This is a genomic window from Pseudoalteromonas sp. L1, from assembly GCF_021728095.1.
In the GTDB taxonomy this organism is placed as follows: Bacteria; Pseudomonadota; Gammaproteobacteria; order Enterobacterales; family Alteromonadaceae; genus Pseudoalteromonas.
Genome location: NZ_JAKKCT010000002.1, coordinates 719,877 through 741,653, shown reverse-complemented (window position 1 = coordinate 741,653; position 21,777 = coordinate 719,877). Strand labels below are relative to the sequence as shown.

The window sequence follows — 21,777 nt, the reverse complement described above, 5'->3', positions numbered from 1 at the left end:
ATGACGCGTTTGGCTAATCTTCCCGCTGATATAAAGCAGTACTTAATTGTTACCGGGAATTACTGGGCATTTACGCTAACAGATGGCGCATTGAGAATGTTGGTAGTACTGCATTTTCATGCACTTGGCTACTCGCCTTTGAGTATTGCCATGCTGTTTTTGTTTTATGAGATTTTTGGTGTTGTCACTAACTTAGTGGGCGGTTATTTAGGCACAAGGCTTGGTTTAAACAAAACCATGAACATTGGCCTTGCCATACAGGTTGCAGCCTTGTTCATGTTGGCAGCCCCCCCTGAATGGCTAAGTGTTGCCTATGTGATGTTAGCGCAAGCACTGTCGGGTATTGCTAAAGATCTCAATAAAATGAGTGCTAAAAGCTCAATTAAAATGCTGGTTGCCAGTGGCCAAGAAGGCACTTTATTTAAATGGGTGGCGATACTAACGGGCTCTAAAAACGCCTTAAAAGGTGTGGGCTTCTTTTTAGGTGGCTTACTTCTCACATTAATGTCGTTTAAAGGCGCAATGCTCGTGATGGCTGCCACTTTGCTGGTGGTGTGGTGTTTTAGTCTTTATGCACTTAAAAATGATTTAGGCAAAGCTAAAAACAAACCTAAGTTTAACGAGATATTTTCAAAAAGCCGTTCAATCAATATCTTGTCAGCCGCGAGGTTGTTCTTGTTTGGTGCGCGTGATGTTTGGTTTGTAGTTGCACTACCGGTGTTTTTATCTCAAGCCTTTGATTGGGACCATTGGACCGTGGGGGCCTTCTTAGCTAGTTGGGTCATTGGCTATGGGGCTGTGCAATCTTTTGCACCTAAAATCATTAAGCTTAATAAGCAAACATCACCAAGCGCAGAAACAGTTAAGTGGGCATCATTGCTTGCTTTAGTCACCTTAGCCATTGCCCTTGCTATTGGTTTTGAGTGGGCTGTAAAACCAATGCTGATTGGCGGGTTGATGTTATTTGGTGTGTTATTCGCGATTAACTCATCTTTGCACAGCTACTTAATTGTTAGCATGGCTAATGCCGATGGCGTATCACTCGATGTCGGTTTTTACTATATGGCCAATGCCATGGGACGCTTAATTGGTACTGTGTTGTCGGGCTTAGTATTTCAGCTTTATGGCTTAGCAGCCTGTTTAGCTATCTCACTGTTATTTATTGTTATTACCGTACTTATTTCGACTAAATTGCCAAAACAAATTTAGTGAGTGATATTAACGAATAGCCTATTTACATTCAGTTAGCCTAAAGAGACACAGCCTGAAGAAAGCCGCTTTCAATAAATTATTTCGGCTTTGCTAATTGCTTTAAAATACTGCAATTTGGGCTGCTGTCACCGCGGCAGCTTTTTGCAAGTGTGGTTAATATTTTTTGTATATGCTGAAGCTCTGATATCTTGGTGGAGACTTCATGTAAATGCTGTTCTGCAAGCTGTTTTACAGCCCTGCTTTCGCGTTCAGGATTTTGCCATAGTTCAATAAGCGAATGAATTTCGTTAAGAGAGAAGCCTAACTTACGGGCTTGATGAATAAAGCTTAACTGGTTGATTTGTTCTGTATTATATAGACGGTAGCCAGATTCAGTGCGAGGTGGTTTTTGTAGCAACCCCGACTTTTCGTAATGACGGATCATTTTGGCCGTTAAGCCGCTAGCTTTAGCGGCTTCACCTATTGTTAGCAATTCGGACATTTAACTTCCTCACTAAAGCGACATACGTTGTAATCTCAATGCATTAGTTACAACAAATATACTGCTACATGCCATTGCTGCACTGGCGATAACTGGGTTTAAAAAACCAAGCGCGGCTAAAGGTATTCCTATCGTGTTAAATGCAAAAGCCCAAAATAGGTTTTGCTGAATATTGCGATAGGTTGCATTAGCTAGTTTTAAAGACGATGAAACTAGCTCTGGGTTACCACGCATTAAAGTGATGGCAGCAGCACTCACGGCAACCTCAGTGCCAGTTGCCATGGCGATACCAAGATCTGCACTGGCAAGAGCAGGAGCGTCATTTATACCGTCTCCTACCATAGCAACTTTATAACCTTGTTGCTGATACTCAGCAATAGCCTTCGCTTTACCTTGTGGTAACACCTCGGCTTGCACATCATCAAGCTTTAATTGTTTGGCGATATACTGAGCACTTGCCTTTGAGTCGCCAGTCAGCATTGCAACTTTTACGCCTGCTCTTTGCAGCTTTTCTATCGCATTTTTTGCTTCAGGCTTAGCTTTGTCAGCAAAACAGAATAACCCTATTAGTTCAACATTATCATTGCTCTTTTTTGCTAACCAAGAAACTGACGCCCCTTGAATAGAAATCAGTTCTGTTGGTAGTGTGAGCCCTAGTTCTTGCATCCAGTTACCTGAGCCTAACAATATCTCTTGCTCACCTATTTTGGCTTTTACACCTTTACCTGCAACCACTAAAAACGCTGAAACGTCTTCAAGTTTAAATTGATTATTTTCAGCATAGTTAACTACGGCTTTCGATAGTGGGTGCTCACTATTTTGTGATAGTGCGTAGGCTAAAGTTAGCGTATTTTCTTCAGTGCCTTGCAATGGCGTTATTTGCATAAGTTCAGGCTTTCCTTCAGTTAAAGTGCCTGTTTTATCAAATACTACATAGTTAATTTTTGTGGCTTGCTCAAGCGCTATTGCATCTTTGACTAAGATACCATGACGTGCTGCGGTGCCTGTACCTGCCATAATAGCTGCGGGTGTTGCTAAACCTAAGGCACAAGGACAGGCTATAACAAGTACAGCCACGCCATGCAGAATGCCTTGCGTCCAATCATTAAAAATCACACCCCAAACTAAAAATGTGACCAGAGCAATAATTAGTACTACTGGCACAAAGACACTACTGATTTTGTCAACCATGGCTTGAACGGGAGCTTTAGCTCCTTGTGCTTGTTCTACTAAACTAATTATTTTGGCTAATGTTGATTCAGCGCCTACGGCTGAGGCTTTAAACTCTAATACGCCATCCAGATTTACTGCACCACCCGTTACTTTATCGCCACTCCCTTTATAAAGTGGAATGCTTTCTCCACTTATTAAAGCTTCATCAACGTGGCTAGTGCCTTTGGATATGATGCCATCAGAGGGGATCCGCTCGCCGGGGAGAACTTTGACTAAGTCATCTTTTTTAAGCTCAGCTGCGCTAATCGCTTGCCACTGATTATCACGCCATACTGTTGCAGATGTCGGTTTTAAATTTTCTAATGCTTGTAATGCATCTGTAGTACGTTTTTTGGCGCGCTTTTCTAAATATTTACCTAGCAGTACAAGAGTAAGAACGGCCGCGCTACTTTCAAAATATAAATGAGGTGCACCGTGATGGCCCTCAAAGCTGAGCCATGTGTATAAAGACAAACCATACGCGGCACTTGTCCCAATCGAGACTAGTAAGTCCATATTGCCCGTGCGTGCTTTGAGTGCATGCCAGCCAGCTTTATAGAATCGCGCACCAAAATAAAATTGTACAGGCGTAGCTAATAGCCATTGCCAAAATGCAGGTAACATCCAATCAGCGCCAAATAGCATACCTATCATAGGCATCACTAATGGAATTGTTAGAGTTACCGCGCCAACAACAGGCCATTTGTCTTTTTTAAAAAAGCTAGGCTCTATTTTTTGATGCTCTGCTTTAAAGGCTTTATCTTTAATAAGTAATTCATAGCCAGCGTTAGCAACAGCAAGTTGTAAACTCTCATCGGAAACGGAAGAGGCTAGAACAAGGTTAACGTGTTCAGTCGCTAAATTTACATTAGCAGAGATCACCCCAGGCACATTTAATAAGCTTTTTTCTACACGGCCTGCACAGGATGAGCAAGTCATACCTATGACTTTGAAAGATTTCTCGGTTGTTTCTATTTCATAGCCTGCAGAACTAACTGCTTTTTGAAGCTCACTAAACAACATATCGCCTTGTATATTGGCTGTTTCTGTTGCGAAATTTACGTTCGCTTGTGTCACACCTGCAACAGAGTTTAATGCTTTTTCAATTCGGTTTGCACATGAAGCGCAGGACATACCTTTTATGATCAGCTGTATATTCGTTGCCATGATAGTTCTTCCTAAATAATTAGATAGTGCTAGGCTAAACCTTACCACAAGGGGAAGGTCAAACAGTTTTTCAGCGAATATATTTACCTTAACATGGCGATGGCTTATGACATGTTGATTTATTTCAATATTGACGTTTTCTGATTGAATTAATGAAGCTTAATAGAGGCTGATAAAATAAGCTAAAGAACAAAGGGATTACTAATTTTAGAAATTGTAATACTTGTTAGAGGCCAAGCTTAGTCCTTAGCCTTTAGCAAATGGTTTTTTGATATGGCTCTTGAGCCACTTTTAAGTGAGCAAAAGGCTGGCTCAATACTAGGCTTTTTTAACGAACTTAGCTGTCACCATCATTTCACCGACACCATCAACTTTACAGTCGAGTTCGTGATCTTTTTTATCAAGCACTCGGCGGATTAACGCTTTGGTGCCGATTTTAATGACTTGTGAGCTGCCTTTGATTTTTAAGTCTTTTGCAACGGTTACTTTGTCGCCATCAGCCAATAACGTGCCGTTAGCGTCTTTTACATTGATGATGTCATCTTCATTGACCGCATCAGGATTCCATTCATGGGCGCACTCTGGGCAGATAAGATTATTTTGTTCCGGATAAACATATTCCGAATTACATTGTGGACAGGGAGGATAAGACATACACTTCACTCTTAATCATTTGATTCTTTGTAGTTTAACCGTTTTGGCAAAAGGATTCGATTGTTTGCTCATTTATGAGCGTTGATTTTATTAAATTAACGAGTTTTGTCTAAGTTAATGTGATACAGCTTTATGAAAGGGAAATATAATAATGATACGATTTTTAGCTGCTTTGTTAGTGCTATTTTCAAGTATGGCTTATGCAACGGACGCCCCTCACAGAGGAGACATTACCACCGATGATTTACTCAAAGATTACCCTGCATTTAATAAAGAGTATGGGAGCTTTTCGCCAAGCAAAGAAGAGCTTGTAAAAATTAAAGCACTGCAAGGTAAGCAAGTATTGGTATTTTTGGGTACTTGGTGTCATGACTCAAAACGAGAAGTACCGCGCTTTTTAAAATTACTCAATGCTGCAAAGGTACAGTTAGATTCGCTGCGTTTAGTGGCGGTAGGCTATGATAAACTCGACCCTAATGGTCTGGCTAAGCAATACGATGTACGTTATACGCCTACCATCATTGTCAGCGATGGTGAAAAAGAGCTTGTGCGTATGATTGAGAAACCAAAGCAAAGTATTGCTGTTGATCTCACAATTCAGGGTCAAATTTTATAAACTCCTCAATCGGTAAAGGCATTGAAATTAAATACCCTTGCACATAATCAATGCTTTTATCGCTGACCAGCTCCCACTGCTCTGAACTCTCAACCCCTTCAGCTGTGATAGTAAGATTCAATTGATGGGCTAAGTCACTCATGGTCTGCAAAAATAAACCATCGCGTGGATTTTCAACACAGTTACAAATAAAGGCGCGGTCTATTTTTACATTATCTAATGGGAATTGTTGAATCGAGGCGAGTGATGAATAGCCAGTGCCAAAGTCATCAAGTGATAAGTCAAATCCAACGGCCTTGAGTTCATGCATTAAACTAATGGCGTACTGTGTATTTTGAAATAGCGCTGATTCGGTAATTTCTAAATTAATTTTTTGTGTAGCAGGAAATAGCTGCGCTTTTTCACTTGTTAGTCGATTAACAAGGTGCGCATCTGAAAACTGTTTACGTGATAAGTTGATCGACATTTTTACATGGATATTGTTCTCCACAAGGCTGTGGCAATCTTTTGCGACTCTTGCGACAATCCAGCGTGAAAGGAGGTTAATTAGCTCAGATTGCTCAGCAATGGCGATAAACTCCTGTGGAGATACAAAACCCCGTACAGGATGTTGCCAGCGAACAAGTGCCTCGCAGCCTATCAGTTTTCCATCTTTTGTATTTACAATGGGTTGATACACCATACTAAGTTGTTTATCGGTTGAAAGTGCATGCCTTAAGTCACTTTCTAAATCACTTTGTGCGATTAATTTGTCTTTAAGAGACTGACTGTAAATGGTGTAGGCTTTTTTCTGTCGATGGCATTCATTCATGGCAATTAACGTTGTGTTAATTTGCTCTGCTGCATCTAAATTCTGTAAGTGCGGATAGCCTATGCCAACATAAAAATGATAAAAATGAGCTGTGCCCGCTGTTTCAATCAGCCCTGCGACACGGTGTTGTAGCTCATCGATGAGAGTCGCAAGTTCTTCGTCAAAAACGCCTTCTTTTAGCAAGAGCATAAAGCAGCCTGATTTAATAGAAGAGCAGAATGCTTGGTGTTGCTCTGCAAACTCAATTAAGCGATTGGCTAAGGCTTTTTGTAGTTCATTTGACGCCTTATATCCGTACATGTCTTCAATTTGCCTATAGCCTTTAATTTCTAGGCAAATTAGAGTTAAACCTGAGTTGTATTGGTTTTTAGGGCAAAGGCTGGTGATATATTTTTCGCTGTAGTGGCGGTTTGCTAACCCCGTTATGGGATCAAAATGAGCTTGTTGATACAGTTCATGCTGTTTTTGCTTTTCAGCACTAATATCTTCTACTGTTCCCACCAAGGTTTTTGTTTTGTTATTCCATTCAGCATACTCATGAAACCAGCGTTGTTCACCATTGATTTTTATTGTGTACTCAAGCTCACTGGGGCTGGCTGGTTTAGCGTTAATAAAATTAAGAAATGCATTTTTGTAGGTATTATTGATTTGGTCGCATACTTGTTGGATTGGCTGCTTAGGTGACTTCGTTTTAAATAATTTAGTTGCTTGCGCAGAAAGATGTCTCGATTCACTGTAAGGCGAAATGTACCAACTGCCTACACCGCTCAGTGTTTGGGCTTGTTTTAAGGCTAGAGCTTGCTCAGAAAGTTCATTGGTTCGCTTTGTTAGCAATGACTCTAAGTTTTTTTCATGTTCGCGCAGGCGAAAAGTAATGCTAATTAAGTAACTTATTAAAGATGAAAAAACTAAAACAATAAAGGTTAATATGCCTATCTCAGCATAAGCACGATATTCAAATTCATCTTTTATCCCTACTACCCATAATTGATTTTTGACAGGGAGTGAACGTGTTTCCCATTTAGCATTATTAAACGCATGTTCTCCTAGTAAAGGAATGTAGTTCCCATCGTTGTTTTGCCACACTTCGATAATATGGGAGTGGGATACATGTTTTAATTTTATTTTATTAATAAACTCAGGAAAGCGAAGCACTACTATACTAAATCCCCAGAAAGAGTCTTTGTTGAATATAGGTAAGCGGGCAACTAATCCTGCTCCCCCTTGAGAGAGTTGCTTTGGGCCATCAAGCTGCATTTGCTCAGTTTGAATGGCTTTTTCTAAGGAGGGTTTTATTGAAGGGACAGCAAACAAATTACTGTTAATGACTCCTTCGTGTGTAACAAGCGGATAACTATAAGTAATAACACCATTTGGAGCGAGTTGAATGGTTTGACTACCGTCACTATGTTTAAGGATATGCTTGGCGAGTGTTTCAAACTGTGTTTTGGTATAGCTGTTATCACGCATCGCATCTCTAATTAAGTAAGGGCCGAGCAATGCTGTTTCTAGGTTTGTTTTTAAATCGCTTGTATAACTATCAAGAACAGACTCTTGCTCAATACGATGCATTGTTTGTCTGTCGAGATAAACTTTAAATGCAATAATCGAAAATAAGCAAAAAGTTAGAATGAAAGAGATCACACTAAGTGAGGATTTGTTATTATTTCGCAAAGAGTTCGTATTCCCGATTAATATTGCAATTTAAGTATTGAGCTTGTTCTTAAAAATACTAGTTTAGGGTTGTTTTATTGTCTAGTTAGTAGGCATAAAATTGGACGTTTATTACTGTTTAAAGTACAAATATTTGTACCGAGAAACAGTAACTTGAAATTGAGAAGTGTAAAAGCAATGTACCAAAGTGTGATTAAAGCCATAGATAAAGCGAATGCTGCAGACCCTAATAAAGTGACTGTAGATGGGAATCCCTATGCCAAAGAGAGCCTCTACGCGATGCGTATGAGTGAGATGTTGCAGCGTTTTAATCCATCGGCAGATGAATTGATGTGTATCGCAGCCCACGGACAACACATTGAACGTTGGCGCTCCCCTCGAAGTGACTTTCCATTAGGAAAACAAGGCTACTATCAATGGCGTACTGCTTTATATGATTTTCATGCAGAACGTGTTACAACGTTAATGCAACAGGCGGGCTATTCGTCAGATGAATGCGAGCGTGTCTATGCAGCAGTCGCTAAAAAGAATATAAAACGTAACCCCGACAGCCAACTCATTGAAGATATCGCAAGTCTTGTGTTTATTGAACATTACATGCTTGATTTTGCAAGTAGCAAACCTGATTACGATGAGCAAAAATGGCTGGGCATTATTCGTAAAACATGGCAAAAAATGTCGGACAAGGCACATGAATTTGTACTCACTGGTAACATTAAATTACCAGAGCCGCTTAAACCATTAATTACAAAAGCACTAAGCTAAAGTAATAGACAAGGATGTAAAATGTATTGCCCGCGAACAAAAGTAGCGCTTGAAGAAACCACTATTGGTGATATTAAGGTTTATTTATCCCCAACTGGCGGTGTGTTTTTTGATAATCGACAAATCTTTCATTTCAGCGATCCAAGGTTAAAGCCCGCACAAGTGCTGGTGGCTCATTTACAAACTCTGCCACTAGAGTCAATAGATTTAAATAAGCGGATTCACTGCCCTAAGTGTCCTGATGTTGTCATGATGCGGCGCTTTTTTACGCCGCTCAAAGTGGTGGAAATTGATGAGTGTCCGAACTGCGCTGCAATTTGGCTAGATAATGGGGAACTTGAAAAAATTCATGAGAATCACCTAACCCCAAAAGAGCGTGAAATGCTGCGTATCGACATGGCAAATAACAATGGCTTTATTCAAGTTAAAATCCCAAAACGGCGTCATCATATTCATGTAGAAAAGTCTGCTGCCGGTGAAAATTCGAACCTGCAAAAGCTCGCAGAGCTTGCGTATTTGTCTTTATTAAGCGACTAGATGAGCAAAGCCTGCCACAAAAAAGTGCACAGGCTTTTGCTAACTTTATAACTTAACTAACATTTTACCTTTATTTTTACCCTCAAATAAGCCAAGAAATGCATCGACAGCATGTTCAATGCCTTGGTAAATCGTTTCTTCAGATTTAATTTTACCCTCACTCATCCATGCGCTCATTTGCTCAATAAATTCAGGAAACTGGTCAAAGTAATCAATAACAATAAACCCTTGCACAGTAAGCTTTTTAGAGTTTATGAAAAATAGATTACTTGGTCCAGGCTGCGCAGTATCGTTATTGTAGCCAGAGATCATGCCACATACAGGAATGCGGCCATAATCATTCATGACATTGAGCGCAGCCTCTAAGTGCTCGCCGCCGACATTTTCAAAATAAACATCAATCCCTTCTGGAGCAGCTTGTTTTAGTGCCTGAGTGAGGTTATCTACCGTTTTGTAATTAATAACTTCATCTACGCCTAACTCTTTGACCATTTGCGCTTTTTCGTCAGAGCCAACAGATGCAATAACCTTACATCCTTTGAGTTTAGCAATTTGACACACTACGCTACCAACAGCACCAGAGGCAGCGGATACAAATACCGTATCGGTTTCTTTTAGTGTGATGACTTTAGTCAGGCCAGCCCATGCAGTTAAGCCTGTCATGCCCATGGTACTCAAGAATAGTTGATCAGGTAGTGGCACATCTGGCAGTAATGTTAAATCGCTACCATCACTAATATGCTCGGTGCGCCAACCGCTAATATGGCTTACTTTACTGCCAACAGGAAATTGATCATTACGAGATTCAATCACTTCGCCGATAGCACCAGCTTCCATAACTTCATTTAACTTAAATGGGGCAATATATGACTCACGGTCAATCATACGTGGACGCATATACGGATCAACCGACATCCAAGTATTCTTGATAAGTACTTCGCCATCTTTTAAATCAGGAAGTTGGATATCAACGAGTGAAAAATTGTCATGTGTTGGGATACCTGTAGGGCGTGAAACCAAATGAATTTGTTGACTTGTGACCATAAAAACCTCGGGGTATTAACCATTAAAAGTGATTGCTATAAGTTTAGATGAGCACAAACTATTTGCGCGCAAACTGTTTGCGATCAATTTAATGATCTTTTTATAAAATAGCAAGTGATCTGAGAAAATAATTTGCGCGCAAACTAAATTAACGTAATAATAGCCACCTATTTCACGCAAAGGTAATACTATGAGTCAAAATCTTTCAGACAATGTATGCTTCACGCTATACAGTGCGACTAATGCATTGATCAGAGCGTTTCGACCAATTCTTGAAGCTTATGATTTAACTTACCCACAATACATAGTGATGCATTCTCTTTGGTACAAGAATCAAGTGAGTTTAAAAGAGCTTTCGCGTGATACCCATCTAGATTCAGGTACGTTAACGCCCATTGTTAAGCGTCTTGAAGGAAAAGGCTTATTAACTCGCCAAGTGTCTAGTGAAGATGAACGAAAAAAAGTGATTTCGTTAACAGGGCAGGGCATGCAGCTGAAAACTGACGCTGAAGAACTTACCTCACAATTAATGGCGCGCTCAAATATGAGCTTGGAACGCTTAGAGCAACTTCGCCTACTTACATTAGAGCTTCATTCAGATCTAACAAAAAGCTAAAGCTCTATTAGACAAATGAGGGTACCCTCGATTGCGCGAACATAGGCATAGTGCTGAGCATCTTTTTTGGTTGGTGGGCATAAAGGTTCTGCCCCAGCAAGCACAGCTTTATCGTAGCTTTCAACTAAGTTGTTACAATTAAAACGTAGCTCAAATCCAAGCGCAGGTTGCTTTGGGTGGGCGCGAATGTAGCCTTGTTTAAAATACGATTGGGCATATGGGTGAGTGGCAAATGCTAATTTCACCGTGCCCGTTACGAGCTCGCCATACTCTGCATCGTCACTGATATGATTGGTATTTAAAGCAAATGCTTGATAATAAAAGTCGAGTACTTCTTCTACGTTATCGACGTAAATAACCTGACTTATAAACTCCATTTGTACACTCTAAGTGATTATTGATTCTTTAAATAAAGCATACTTTTAACGATTTTGCAGAGATAAAAAAACCTTGTAAGTGTTAATTACAAGGTTTCATCTTAATAGATACCGTCGTTAAGATTTATTACGGTTTTCTTTCGCAAAGGCACGTATTTTACGTTTTTGCGATAGCGTTACTTTATTAGTACGGCCTGCGTATGGGTTATCGCCTTCTCTAAATTCAATTTTGATTGGCGTGCCCATAATACCTAATGCTTTACGATAGTAATTCATCAGGTAGCGCTTGTAGCTGTCTGGTAAGTCATGCACTTGGTTACCATGAATAACGATGCGTGGCGGGTTATAACCACCAGCATGCGCATACTTAAGCTTAACACGACGACCGCGAACGAGTGGCGGCTGGTGATCTGCTTGCGCCATATCCATGATACGACGTAGCATCGCTGTGCTAATACGCTTAGTTGCTGACTCGTACGCTTCGTCTACTGACTCAAATAAGTGACCAACTCCGGTACCATGTAAAGCAGAAATAAAGTGTAAACGTGCGAAGTCAATAAAACCTAAACGACGGTCAAGCTCAGACTTAATGCGCTCTTTCACGTAATCGTCAAGGCCGTCCCATTTATTTACCGCAACAACCAACGATCGCCCCGCATTAAGAGCAAAGCCAAGTAAGCTTAAGTCTTGATCAGAAATACCTTCGCGTGCATCAACAACCAGTAATACAACGTTGGCATCTTCAATTGCTTTAAGGGTTTTGATCACTGAGAACTTTTCAACTACATCGCTTACTTTCTTACGCTTACGAACACCAGCGGTATCGATCAAGATGTACTCTTTATCGTTACGGGTCATCGGAATATAGATAGAATCGCGTGTTGTGCCCGGCATATCGTAAACAATAACACGTTCTTCGCCTAAGATACGGTTTGTTAGTGTTGACTTACCTACATTAGGACGACCAATAATAGCGAGCTTTACAGGTTTATCGGCAAAGGCTTGCGCGTTGTCTTCGCCTTCTTCATCTTCACTATAAAGATCAACGAGTTCGTCATCACTTTCTTCAAGATCTTCTGTTTCACCAGCAAGTTCAGCGATCACAGGTTGCAGAGTTGTTTCAAGTAGTTGTGTGATGCCACGGCCGTGAGCCGCCGCAATATGATGAATATCACCCAAGCTTAATTGGAAAAACTCTGCACAGTATGAGTCTGCATCAATACCATCTACTTTATTGGCAACAACAAAGCATTTTTTTTGCTGTTTACGTAAGTGATTAGCAATTGCTTGGTCTGCGGCAGTCATACCCGCACGGGCATCAACTAAAAATAGCACGATATCAGCCTCTTCAATCGCAAGCAGCGACTGCTCAGCCATTTCTGTTTCGATACCATGTTCAGAGCCGTCGATACCGCCCGTGTCTACCACGATAAATTCATAGCCATCGTAATCAGCTTGGCCATATTTTCTATCTCGTGTTAAGCCAGGAAAGTCGGCAACGAGGGCGTCACGAGTACGTGTTAAACGGTTAAATAATGTGGATTTGCCCACATTGGGTCGCCCAACAAGAGCGATCACGGGAAGCATAAACTACCTCTTAAAAAAACAACAAAAGGCTTCGCTAAGCGAAGCCTTATAAAAAGTACAAGTAATATTAATAAGTTAGTCTGGAATTTTAACCGCGCTAACTTCACCATCTCGGGTGTATAAAATTAATTTGTCACCAGCCACAACAGGCTCAACGAAGAAACCTGAGCTGTCAAAGTCTTCACGAGAAACAAGTTCACCTGTTTCTTTATTTAGCCAATGTAGGTTACCTTCTTGGTCGCCAAGGGCTATATAGTTTCCTGCAATGGTTGGTCCTGTAAGGTACCAACCGCGTAGTGCTGGCTGACTCCAACGTTCAATGCCTGATGATTTATCTAGAGCATAAATTACGCCATCGCTATCGACAACGTAAATATGTTGGCTATCCATAGATAAGTCACGATAGCTGCTGTACTCTCGTTTCCAGACAACATTACCAGAACGAATATCAACAGCTGCTAAGTTACCATTATAGGCGATAGCGTAAGCATATGGGCCACTAATTAATGCTTGTGTATCAACATCAACAAGACGCTCGAATTCAGAAGCCCCTTTTGGCGTTGCAATTTCAGCACTCCATGCAGAGTAGCCATTTTCTGAAATAAGCACGCTTAATCGACCCGTTTCAAGGCCAAGTAGAACACCACCATTTGCAACGGTTGGGGAGCTTTGCCCGCGTAACGTAAGAGGTGGAACTTCTTGTTCAAAGCGCCAACGCTCTTCACCTGTATCTGGGTGAACAGCTAATAGTTTACCTGAGCCCAAGTTAACGAACACAAGACCATCACCGGCGGCTGGTTTAGACAGCACTTCACCTGGCATGGTTTTACGCCAGACAATTTCACCTGTTTCGCGATCAAGCGCGGTTAAGTAGCCATGCTCAGAGCCAACAAAAATTTTGCCATATGCTTGTAAAATACCGCCTGAAAGCTTTGCGCTTTCAGTGCTTTCCCATGGCCAAAACGCTGGGTTTTCACGTACGTCTGTTTGCCACAGTGTATCGCCATTTTCAAGCGATAGGGCTTCAACTTCACCTTCACGGTTTGCAACAAACACAACATCATTATGCACCGCAGGTGTTAGGCGAGAAAAGTAATGCTCTACACCATCACCGATTGATTCTTGCCAAATGATATCTGTTTCAAATTGATTAACGATTTCTGGCAGCACTAACTCTTCTTCGTCATCACTTGACGAACACCCTGTTAGGGTTGCAATACACAGAGCAAGTGTAGCCGCTGTTAACTTCTTCATCTTAACCCCTTACGCCGCTGGGCTAGTTTGTGCTAAGTCATCAAGTTTAATTTGTAATAAAGGGTTATTCTCAAGACCCCCTTTGTCAGCAGCTGCTTGGTACTGTGTACGAGCCTGAGCCTTATCACCTTGCGCAGAAAAAATATCACCTTTAAGTTCAGCGACAGTTGCTGCAAATGATTCAGGTAACTGCGAGTTCAAAGTAGCTAGGGCTTGCTCATATTGTTTTTGGGCAATATGAACACGTGCAAGACGTGTTGTAGCTGTTGCTTTTAACTCAGGGTTTTTCTCATTCGTGATGATCCAGTTAAGCTTTTCGCTTGCTGCATCAAGATCATTTTTTTCTACCGCTTCTTTTGCTGCAACAAATGCTGTTAGGGTACTGTAGCTTGATTCGCTATTCTCATTGATAAACGTATCTGCTTTGTCTAACACTGCGCCGCTATCAACAAGTTTTGTGAAAGAGTCTGATGCTGTTTCAGCCGTTGTGATTTGGTTTTGGTTATACGCTTTCCAACCGTATAAACCACCTAAACCAGCAACAATACCAATAGCTAGTGCGACACCATTTTCACGAAAAAAGCGTTTAATTGCTTCTGCTTGTTGTTCTTCTGTTGAATAAATATCCATGCTTACCTCTATTGCTCACTGGGCTTATATAAGCGCAGCAAGTAGCGTCTTCGCTTCTTCTAATTTTAGGGTGACTTGTTCTTTACGCTCTCGTAAGTACTTAATAGTCACAACGCCTTGTTCTAATTCATCTTCGCCGATAATTACCGCGACTAATGCGTCGCTCTTATCTGCGCGTTTTAATTGCTTTTTAAAGTTGCCGCCGCCAGCGTGCACCATCACACGTAAGCCCGCAACATCTTTACGTAATTGAGCGGCAATAAGCGGTGCTTGAATACTGGCTTTATCGCCCATGGCTGCCAAATATACATCAGCACTACGTCGAATGTCACCAACGGATTCTAACGCTTGAAGTAACAGTACTAAGCGCTCAAGACCCATTGCAAAACCAACGGCTGGCGTAGCTTTACCACCAAGTTGTTCAACTAGGCCATCATAACGGCCACCGGCACAAACCGTTCCTTGTGCGCCTAGGCTGTCTGTCACCCACTCAAAAACGGTGCGGTTGTAGTAGTCAAGGCCGCGCACGAGCTTTTCATTTACCGTGTATTCGACGCCTGCGGCGTCTAAACGTTCACATAAATTTTCAAAATGTTCTTTTGATTCAGCGTCTAAGTGCTCAGATAGCTTAGGAGCATCTGTTAAAATAGCTTGTACATCAGGGTTTTTACTATCTAGAACGCGTAATGGGTTAGTGTGCATACGACGTTTAGAGTCTTCATCAAGCACATCGACATGTTGCTCTAAGTAAGCTATGAGTGCATCACGGTATTCAGCACGTGCTTCATTTGAGCCTAGTGAGTTAAGTTCAAGGCGAACGTGCTCGCTGATACCAAATTCTTTCCATAATTGGGCTGTTAGCAAAATAACTTCTGCATCGATATCAGCAGTGGCGATGCCGAATGTTTCTAAGCCAAATTGGTGGAATTGACGGTAACGGCCTTTTTGTGGACGCTCGTGACGGAACATCGGACCCATGTACCATAAACGTTGTTCTTGGTTGTACAGTAAACCGTTTTGATTACCTGCACGCACACATACCGCAGTCCCTTCTGGACGAAGAGTTAAGTTATCGCCATTTCGGTCAGCAAAGGTGTACATTTCTTTTTCAACGATATCGGTTACTTCACCGATTGAACGCTTAAAGAGGTCGGTTGATTCAACAATAGGAAAACGAATTTCTTGATAACCAAACGATGAAACTGTTTCACGTAAAATGTCTTCTACTTTCTGCCAAATTTGCGTATCGCCTGGCAGACAATCGTTCATACCACGCACTGCCTGAATTTGTTTTGCCACTGATAAATCCTAAATACTGTACTTGCGCTGAAAAAATCGCGCATCAAGAAAACTGAAAAATTGACCCGTTATTATACCGTTTGGACGGTAAAGGTAAACGGCAAACCTAAGGGTTTGCCGACTATATGCGAATTATTCTACGATTTTGATGTCGATTGGCGTTTCTTTTTCTTTTTTAGCGATAAAGTCACGCACATACCCTTCAAGTTGCTCAACAATGTTATCGTTATCGATACGCGCTTTTTGGCGCTCACCATTGATGTATAAGCCAGAACGACGGTTGGCACCAGCAAGGCCGATATCGCTAACCAGCGCTTCGCCTGGGCCATTTACCACGCAACCAATCACTGATACCGACATGGGTTCAACAACGTCTTCTAAACGCTCTTCGAGCTGGTTCATGGTATTTACCACATCAAACTCTTGGCGTGAGCAGCTAGGGCAGGCAATAAAGTTAATGCCGCGTGAGCGAATGCGCAGTGATTTTAAAATATCAAAACCCACTTTTATCTCTTGTACCGGATCGGCAGCAAGGGAAACGCGCAATGTGTCACCAATGCCTTCGGCAAGTAGCATTCCTAAACCTACGGCTGACTTAACAGAGCCAGAACGCATACCGCCTGCTTCGGTGATACCTAGGTGTAATGGTTGGTCAATTTCTTTTGCAAGCAATCGATACGCACCCACAGCTAAAAATACATCAGATGCTTTAACCGACACTTTGAATTGATCAAAATCTAAACGTTGTAGAATTTCTACATGGCGCATTGCTGATTCAAGCAGGGCTTCTGGTGTTGGTTCACCGTACTTTTCTTGTAGGTCACGCTCTAATGAGCCGCCATTTACACCAATACGAATTGGAATATTATGCTCGCGCGCAGAATCAACGACAGCACGAATACGCTCTTCGCTACCAATATTACCAGGATTGATACGTAAACAGTCAGCGCCATATTGCGCTACTTTTAGCGCAATTCGGTAGTCAAAATGAATATCCGTCACAAGTGGAATTGTCACTTGCTCTTTAATGCTTTTAAACGCTTCAGCAGCATCCATTGTTGGGACTGAAACACGCACAATATCGGCGCCAGCATCTTGAATAGCTTGGATTTGCGCCACTGTGGCATCAACATCAAGCGTATCAGTATTTGTCATTGACTGAACGGCAATCGGGGCGCCGTCACCAATCGGAACGTTACCTACATTGATACGTGTCGATTTTCTGCGTTTAATAGGAGATTCTGAAAACATTGTGGTTACTCTGATAACGGTAAAGTAAATTTAGCTAATCGATTTTTGGCAAAGTGTGAGGTGTCGATAGCTTCACCTTGGAAAGTAATATCAACAACTTGGTGTTTGCCTAACACAATATTAAACGGCTGTGCGCCAGTTACGGTCATCACATAGCCTGCTTTTTTTACACCAAAGGCTACACGATCGCCATTGCCGTCATGTATTTCGACCCAGCTATCTTCATTGAAGTTCATAACAATGGTGCTATGTTCAGGGTCATTTTTTTTCGTTTGTTCAATTGCTGTAGATGCCGCAGGTGTTGATGACTCTACGGTTTGTGTCGCTGGTTTTTCATCTACCGGTGTGTTTTGCGGCGCAGATAAATCAGTAGTTTGCTCTGTATTGTGAGCTACGGCTGTCGTATCTTCGGTCGGCATCACAGGCTCATTTTTTTCAAGCTGATTTGGCATGGCTGCACTGACCGGTTCTTCTAAGTTTGGTGCGCTATTTTGCCACCACCAAAATACGGATGAGCCAATGACTATCGCTAAAATAAAATAGCTGAACAGCATTAATCGACTGTCGTGTGCTTCTTTTTCTGTGCGACGAGAAAAGCTCTGCATGTTGGACTTTTTAGTTGGTTCAACATGTTTTGGTAAGAGAGTGAGAATCTCTTGGCAGTCTAGTTTTAGCTCTCGACAATAGCTTTTTACATAGCCTTTTACAAAAGTAGCAGGGCCAAGAAGTGTGTGCTCGTCATTTTCTAAACGTTGTAATTGTAACACTGATAATTTCAATGCACCTGCAAGCTGCTCAAGGCTCATTCCCGCTTTTTCGCGGTGCTGTTTTAGTACTTGGCCGAGCGTTTCTTGCGGTTGTTCTGTATTTTTTTCTTCATTCATAATGCGTATGAGTTAGGGTCTACCAATAAGAGTCTATGTCCAGGTTCGAGGGCAACATCTGGACTTAATTTGTTCCAGCGCATTAATTGATCGATCAATACGCTGTGCTCAGTGGCAATGCCAAAAAGGGTATCACCGGTATTTATGTTGTGATAAATGTGCGGATCGTTTAAATAGATTTTTGTGCCGTTTTGCACGCGATCCGATTCCTTAAGGCCATTCCACTGCAAAATTTTCTGTAGTTTAACATTGTATCGCACCGAAATGCTAAACAGGTTTTCGCCATTTTGAATAATATGATAAGGGATATTCAGCGCAGGTACACTTGGGTTTAGCATCGGTAAGTTTGTATGCTCGTTCGTTACACTAAAGTGCGTTTGGGTGGTGTTTTGAGTCCCTTGTGAGTTTGCATTAAACACGCTTTCATCTTTTTCTGCTTCGTAAAAAACTACCGTGCTCGCGTCATTACTTTTCGCTTGAGATTGCCTTGTTGTTTGCTGCTTGGTGGCTGGTTTTTTTGGCGCGCCAAATGAAACAATAGTAATATCGTCACTCTGTGTTGCAACGGGAGCTGCCTCTGGGGTGCTTGGTGAAGTTGTTGCTTTAGTTGGCTCTTCTACAATTGTTTTTTGGTTTACTGAATTATCGGTTGGCGTATTTTGAACGACCGCACTTTCAGCTTTTGTAGCTGATGGTTGGGCTGCTGGTGCAGCTACGTTTGTTGCTATTACTTGTGGCTGCGAAGTTTTTGGCGGTGCTTTTTTCTTCACAATGCGTATTTTAGGTTGATCTTTACTGACAGCAAAGGTGTTGTTTGAGATCTGTAATTCTTTGAGCTGTGATTGACGATACTTTTCGCGCAAAATTTCAAATTCAGTGCGTTTTAGTTGCTCTGATGAAATTGCTTTGGCCTCAGTTGAACCAGGGTACGTTTGTAAAATAATCCCAGCGGTGGTTTGGGCTTTTTCTATGTGTCCCATGCGTTGCTGAATTAAATAACTTAGCATGAGCGCGCGTGGTGTCACTCTGCCTGTTGCTTCATATTTTTCAACCACCTCTTGTGCTTTATGTAAGTCGCTTTTAGCGTAATATAAGCCTGCGAGGCTGATCAGCGAAGAAGGGCGTTGTGAACTATGACTTAGGGCCGATTTTAAGTATTTTTCTGCATTTTCAAAGTCATCAAATTCAATAGCACATAAGGCTAAGTTTTCATAACTTTCTGCTACCCGGATGTAGCTCGGAATCGAAATAGCTTTTAGCAGTTCTTCGGCTGCGCGGTCATATTCACCAATACCGCACAAAAACACACCATAGTTATTTAATGTATTAGGATCATTAGGGTCAATGCGTAATGCTTGTTGATAGGCTTTGTCTGCAAGTTCAGGTTCATCAACCTGTTGATAATAATAAGCTAGAGAGTAATGGACTTCAGGGAGTTCAGGAGCAAAATCAGCAGCGCGTTCTAGGTTGTATTTTGCTTGCGAGTTATTGCCAGTTTTTAGATACTGTAGAGCAAGTGCTATACGTGTGCGTGCCGCACCTGTATTGTTGATTTTGTTCTCTACAACGGGTTTATTACTGCCGTTGTAGCTGTTTTCTGTGACACATCCTGCTAATGCTAAAGTACTAACAGTTATGGCAAGTAAAGATCGCATTACCTAATCTCTTGTTTGATTCCGTATGCCTATCTTACCGAAAAGCCTTTGTGTTGCATCTATTATTTTAAAAATAACAGGCTTGCTACAAAGGCTTATCTTTTATTTTCGCGTTTAGGCTTGGTGAATGTTCACCGAAATTGCATTATCTTCACGCATTTTCTTTTTCGCTAGGCGTTTGGTGCGGTCAACAACATCACCGACTAACTGACCACATGCTGCATCAATGTCATCACCGCGAGTACGACGAACAATACAGGTAATACCCGCAGCTTGTAATACTTTAGAGAAACGGTCTATGCGACTATTGCTCGAACGACCATATTCGTTCCCTGGGAATGGGTTAAATGGAATAAGGTTTACTTTCGATGGTGTGCCTTTGAGTGTTTTAACCAACTCATGGGCTTGATCTGTGCTGTCGTTGACACCTTGCAGCATGACGTACTCAATTGTCACGTCTTTGTTTGCTTTAGAGCCATCAATATAACGACGGCACGCCGCTAAAAACTCTTCAATTGGATACTTTTTATTAATTGGTACAAGCACATCACGCAGCTCATTGTTTGGCGCATGAAGTGAAATAGCCAGTGCGACGTCGATCTTCTCTTTTAATAAATCAAGCGCAGGCACCACACCTGATGTACTTAATGTTACACGGCGTTTTGACAGGCCAAAACCCCAATCATCCATCATCAGTTCCATCGCTGGGACAACATTTTTAAGGTTAAGCAATGGCTCACCCATGCCCATCATTACAACGTTAGTAACAGGACGTTTAGTGCTGTCGCCATCTAAACCGATGTCTTTTGCGACACGCCAAACTTGACCAATGATTTCAGACACAGCTAAGTTTCGGTTAAAGCCTTGTTGTGCTGTTGAGCAGAATGTACATTCAAGAGCACACCCAACTTGTGATGAAACACATAAAGTTGCACGATCTTTTTCAGGGATCCACACAGCTTCAACTTCTTGGCCACCTTGTAGCAAAAGAGCATATTTGATGGTGCCATCACTTGCCACTTGTTTAACTGAGATCTCAGGAGCAACAATTTCACATTCAGCTTTAAGCTTCTCTTTCAGCTTTTTGTTGACGTTTGTCATATCGTCAAAATTATCTACACCAAAATGATAAATCCATTTCATCACCTGATCGCCACGAAATGGCTTTTCACCGAACGATACAAATAGCTCGCGCATTGCATCTCGGTTTAAATCTAATAAGTTAATCTTTTTTTCAGTGGCCATGAAACAACCTCAATCAGTGACGGTGATGGTATTAATAATTTGGGTGCGCGATTGTACATTATTTAATCGCTTTAGTCATTAGCTAAACAGATTTATAACAGGCTTAGCTAATGACTAAAAAAGGGCCCGAAAGCCCTTTTTCTTCTGCATCACAGACTTAGCTGTGAACTCGAAATTAACGAGTACGTGGGCAGATTTCTTCGTCAGCGAAGAAGTATGCGATTTCACGTGCAGCTGATTCAACAGCGTCTGAACCGTGAACAGCGTTTTCGTCGATGCTGTCTGCGTAGTCAGCACGTAATGTACCAGCTAGTGCTTCAGCAGGGTTAGTAGCACCCATGATTTCACGGTTTTTAAGTACTGCGTTCTCACCTTCAAGAACAGTAACCATTACTGGACCAGATGTCATGAACTCAACTAAAGCACCGAAGAAAGGACGCTCGCTGTGCTCAGCGTAGAAACCTTCAGCTTTTTCTTTTGAAAGGTGAACCATTTTAGCTGCAACGATTTTAAGACCCGCAGTTTCGAAACGGTTGTAGATAGCACCGATGTGGTTTTTAGCAACTGCATCAGGTTTTACGATTGAAAAAGTACGCTCTAAAGCCATCTTTATGCTCCAATAATTTTAAATTTAAAAGGTTAAATATTAACGGCCGCGAATTATACGCGCTTTACGTTAAAATTCCTAATTTTATTAAATAGCGCATTAATGTCATTTTCATGACCTTATTTGAGGGGTAATTGCAGGTCAGTTTTTATGTGCTGGCTAAGCCATTTTTTTGATCGGTAATTGATCAGCTATTAAC

20 protein-coding genes are annotated in these 21,777 nt (G+C 41.5%); 5 read left to right on the top strand and 15 right to left on the bottom strand.

The features are described 5' to 3' along the window. Positions 1-1,209 (top strand): organoarsenical effux MFS transporter ArsJ, encoded by a 1,209-nt coding sequence (gene arsJ, locus L3V38_RS09440; RefSeq protein ID WP_237119231.1) that lies wholly within the window; start codon positions 1-3, stop codon positions 1,207-1,209. A 79-nt stretch (positions 1,210-1,288) separates the two neighbouring features. Here arsJ and cueR read toward each other — a convergent pair whose 3' ends face one another. The 3 genes from cueR to L3V38_RS09425 all read right to left on the bottom strand — a co-directional run bounded on the left by cueR (position 1,289) and on the right by L3V38_RS09425 (position 4,726). Further along, positions 1,289-1,693, bottom strand: a complete 405-nt coding sequence (cueR, locus tag L3V38_RS09435) for a Cu(I)-responsive transcriptional regulator (protein ID WP_237119230.1) — start codon at positions 1,691-1,693, stop codon at positions 1,289-1,291. 12 nt (positions 1,694-1,705) lie between these two features. Continuing rightward, complete coding sequence (locus tag L3V38_RS09430) at positions 1,706-4,072, bottom strand: heavy metal translocating P-type ATPase (RefSeq protein ID WP_237119229.1); 2,367 nt, start codon at positions 4,070-4,072, stop codon at positions 1,706-1,708. Between the two features lie 318 nt (positions 4,073-4,390). Further along, a complete protein-coding gene (locus L3V38_RS09425) occupies positions 4,391-4,726 on the bottom strand; it encodes a zinc ribbon domain-containing protein YjdM (protein ID WP_130151886.1) in 336 nt (111 codons plus the stop codon). A 151-nt stretch (positions 4,727-4,877) separates the two neighbouring features. Here L3V38_RS09425 and L3V38_RS09420 point away from each other — a divergent pair, with 151 nt between their 5' ends. After that, positions 4,878-5,342 carry a thioredoxin domain-containing protein gene (locus tag L3V38_RS09420; RefSeq protein WP_237119228.1) on the top strand — a complete coding sequence of 155 codons (465 nt, stop codon included), beginning with the start codon at positions 4,878-4,880 and terminating at the stop codon, positions 5,340-5,342. Here L3V38_RS09420 and L3V38_RS09415 read toward each other — a convergent pair. After that, the gene (locus L3V38_RS09415) at positions 5,317-7,725 is read right to left on the bottom strand and encodes a bifunctional diguanylate cyclase/phosphodiesterase (RefSeq protein ID WP_237119227.1); all 2,409 of its coding nucleotides are present in this window, start codon (positions 7,723-7,725) and stop codon (positions 5,317-5,319) included. The two genes, L3V38_RS09420 and L3V38_RS09415, sit on opposite strands and share 26 nt — an antisense overlap. A 279-nt stretch (positions 7,726-8,004) precedes the next feature. On the opposite strand from L3V38_RS09415, the gene L3V38_RS09410 reads away from it, so the two are divergent. Together L3V38_RS09410 and L3V38_RS09405 are read left to right on the top strand one after the other, a co-directional pair. After that, positions 8,005-8,592 (top strand): DUF4202 domain-containing protein, encoded by a 588-nt coding sequence (locus L3V38_RS09410; protein WP_237119226.1) that lies wholly within the window; start codon positions 8,005-8,007, stop codon positions 8,590-8,592. A 21-nt stretch (positions 8,593-8,613) separates the two neighbouring features. Beyond that, positions 8,614-9,129 (top strand): zf-TFIIB domain-containing protein, encoded by a 516-nt coding sequence (locus tag L3V38_RS09405; RefSeq protein WP_237119225.1) that lies wholly within the window; start codon positions 8,614-8,616, stop codon positions 9,127-9,129. 45 nt (positions 9,130-9,174) lie between these two features. Here L3V38_RS09405 and L3V38_RS09400 read toward each other — a convergent pair whose 3' ends face one another. After that, entirely contained in the window at positions 9,175-10,173 is a 999-nt protein-coding gene (locus L3V38_RS09400; RefSeq protein ID WP_237119224.1) for an NADP-dependent oxidoreductase, read from the bottom strand. 190 nt (positions 10,174-10,363) lie between these two features. On the opposite strand from L3V38_RS09400, the gene L3V38_RS09395 reads away from it, so the two are divergent. Beyond that, on the top strand, positions 10,364-10,789 hold the full coding sequence (locus tag L3V38_RS09395; protein WP_130151881.1) for a MarR family transcriptional regulator: 426 nt from the start codon (positions 10,364-10,366) through the stop codon (positions 10,787-10,789). Here the strand turns inward: L3V38_RS09395 and L3V38_RS09390 are convergent. The 10 genes from L3V38_RS09390 to ndk form a co-directional block, all read right to left on the bottom strand. Beyond that, entirely contained in the window at positions 10,786-11,166 is a 381-nt protein-coding gene (locus tag L3V38_RS09390; protein ID WP_237119223.1) for a glyoxalase, read from the bottom strand. The two genes, L3V38_RS09395 and L3V38_RS09390, sit on opposite strands and share 4 nt — an antisense overlap. Positions 11,167-11,283: 117 nt before the next feature. After that, complete coding sequence (gene der / locus L3V38_RS09385; RefSeq protein ID WP_237119222.1) at positions 11,284-12,753, bottom strand: ribosome biogenesis GTPase Der; 1,470 nt, start codon at positions 12,751-12,753, stop codon at positions 11,284-11,286. Positions 12,754-12,828: 75 nt separating this feature from the next. Further along, entirely contained in the window at positions 12,829-14,007 is a 1,179-nt protein-coding gene (gene bamB / locus L3V38_RS09380; RefSeq protein WP_130151879.1) for an outer membrane protein assembly factor BamB, read from the bottom strand. A 9-nt stretch (positions 14,008-14,016) separates the two neighbouring features. Continuing rightward, entirely contained in the window at positions 14,017-14,637 is a 621-nt protein-coding gene (locus tag L3V38_RS09375; RefSeq protein WP_237119221.1) for a tetratricopeptide repeat protein, read from the bottom strand. A gap of 24 nt (positions 14,638-14,661) precedes the next feature. Continuing rightward, positions 14,662-15,936: a histidine--tRNA ligase gene (gene hisS / locus L3V38_RS09370; protein ID WP_237119220.1), complete on the bottom strand. Its 1,275-nt coding sequence runs from the start codon at positions 15,934-15,936 to the stop codon at positions 14,662-14,664. Between the two features lie 132 nt (positions 15,937-16,068). Continuing rightward, on the bottom strand, positions 16,069-17,187 hold the full coding sequence (gene ispG / locus L3V38_RS09365; protein WP_130151876.1) for a flavodoxin-dependent (E)-4-hydroxy-3-methylbut-2-enyl-diphosphate synthase: 1,119 nt from the start codon (positions 17,185-17,187) through the stop codon (positions 16,069-16,071). A 5-nt stretch (positions 17,188-17,192) separates the two neighbouring features. After that, positions 17,193-18,071, bottom strand: a complete 879-nt coding sequence (locus L3V38_RS09360) for a RodZ domain-containing protein (protein ID WP_237119219.1) — start codon at positions 18,069-18,071, stop codon at positions 17,193-17,195. Continuing rightward, on the bottom strand, positions 18,068-19,726 hold the full coding sequence (gene pilW / locus L3V38_RS09355; protein ID WP_237119218.1) for a type IV pilus biogenesis/stability protein PilW: 1,659 nt from the start codon (positions 19,724-19,726) through the stop codon (positions 18,068-18,070). The genes L3V38_RS09360 and pilW overlap by 4 nt, the downstream gene beginning before the upstream one ends. 114 nt (positions 19,727-19,840) lie before the next feature. After that, positions 19,841-20,971: a bifunctional tRNA (adenosine(37)-C2)-methyltransferase TrmG/ribosomal RNA large subunit methyltransferase RlmN gene (locus tag L3V38_RS09350; protein WP_062567705.1), complete on the bottom strand. Its 1,131-nt coding sequence runs from the start codon at positions 20,969-20,971 to the stop codon at positions 19,841-19,843. A 175-nt stretch (positions 20,972-21,146) separates the two neighbouring features. Continuing rightward, positions 21,147-21,578: a nucleoside-diphosphate kinase gene (gene ndk / locus L3V38_RS09345; RefSeq protein WP_036972405.1), complete on the bottom strand. Its 432-nt coding sequence runs from the start codon at positions 21,576-21,578 to the stop codon at positions 21,147-21,149. Positions 21,579-21,777: the final 199 nt, after the last annotated feature.

Bases quoted from the DNA above. Each gene is read 5' to 3' on its own strand.
- L3V38_RS09425 (WP_130151886.1), bottom strand. From the start codon at position 4,726: ATGTCTTATCCTCCCTGTCCACAATGTAATTCGGAATATGTTTATCCG.
- pilW (WP_237119218.1), bottom strand. From the start codon at position 19,726: ATGCGATCTTTACTTGCCATAACTGTTAGTACTTTAGCATTAGCAGGA.
- cueR (WP_237119230.1), bottom strand. From the start codon at position 1,693: ATGTCCGAATTGCTAACAATAGGTGAAGCCGCTAAAGCTAGCGGCTTA.
- L3V38_RS09410 (WP_237119226.1), top strand. From the start codon at position 8,005: ATGTACCAAAGTGTGATTAAAGCCATAGATAAAGCGAATGCTGCAGAC.
- L3V38_RS09395 (WP_130151881.1), top strand. From the start codon at position 10,364: ATGAGTCAAAATCTTTCAGACAATGTATGCTTCACGCTATACAGTGCG.
- L3V38_RS09350 (WP_062567705.1), bottom strand. From the start codon at position 20,971: ATGGCCACTGAAAAAAAGATTAACTTATTAGATTTAAACCGAGATGCA.
- ispG (WP_130151876.1), bottom strand. From the start codon at position 17,187: ATGTTTTCAGAATCTCCTATTAAACGCAGAAAATCGACACGTATCAAT.
- L3V38_RS09390 (WP_237119223.1), bottom strand. From the start codon at position 11,166: ATGGAGTTTATAAGTCAGGTTATTTACGTCGATAACGTAGAAGAAGTA.
- ndk (WP_036972405.1), bottom strand. From the start codon at position 21,578: ATGGCTTTAGAGCGTACTTTTTCAATCGTAAAACCTGATGCAGTTGCT.
- L3V38_RS09420 (WP_237119228.1), top strand. From the start codon at position 4,878: ATGATACGATTTTTAGCTGCTTTGTTAGTGCTATTTTCAAGTATGGCT.
- L3V38_RS09375 (WP_237119221.1), bottom strand. From the start codon at position 14,637: ATGGATATTTATTCAACAGAAGAACAACAAGCAGAAGCAATTAAACGC.
- L3V38_RS09415 (WP_237119227.1), bottom strand. From the start codon at position 7,725: ATGCATCGTATTGAGCAAGAGTCTGTTCTTGATAGTTATACAAGCGAT.
- L3V38_RS09360 (WP_237119219.1), bottom strand. From the start codon at position 18,071: ATGAATGAAGAAAAAAATACAGAACAACCGCAAGAAACGCTCGGCCAA.
- bamB (WP_130151879.1), bottom strand. From the start codon at position 14,007: ATGAAGAAGTTAACAGCGGCTACACTTGCTCTGTGTATTGCAACCCTA.
- L3V38_RS09430 (WP_237119229.1), bottom strand. From the start codon at position 4,072: ATGGCAACGAATATACAGCTGATCATAAAAGGTATGTCCTGCGCTTCA.
- arsJ (WP_237119231.1), top strand. From the start codon at position 1: ATGACGCGTTTGGCTAATCTTCCCGCTGATATAAAGCAGTACTTAATT.
- L3V38_RS09405 (WP_237119225.1), top strand. From the start codon at position 8,614: ATGTATTGCCCGCGAACAAAAGTAGCGCTTGAAGAAACCACTATTGGT.
- L3V38_RS09400 (WP_237119224.1), bottom strand. From the start codon at position 10,173: ATGGTCACAAGTCAACAAATTCATTTGGTTTCACGCCCTACAGGTATC.
- der (WP_237119222.1), bottom strand. From the start codon at position 12,753: ATGCTTCCCGTGATCGCTCTTGTTGGGCGACCCAATGTGGGCAAATCC.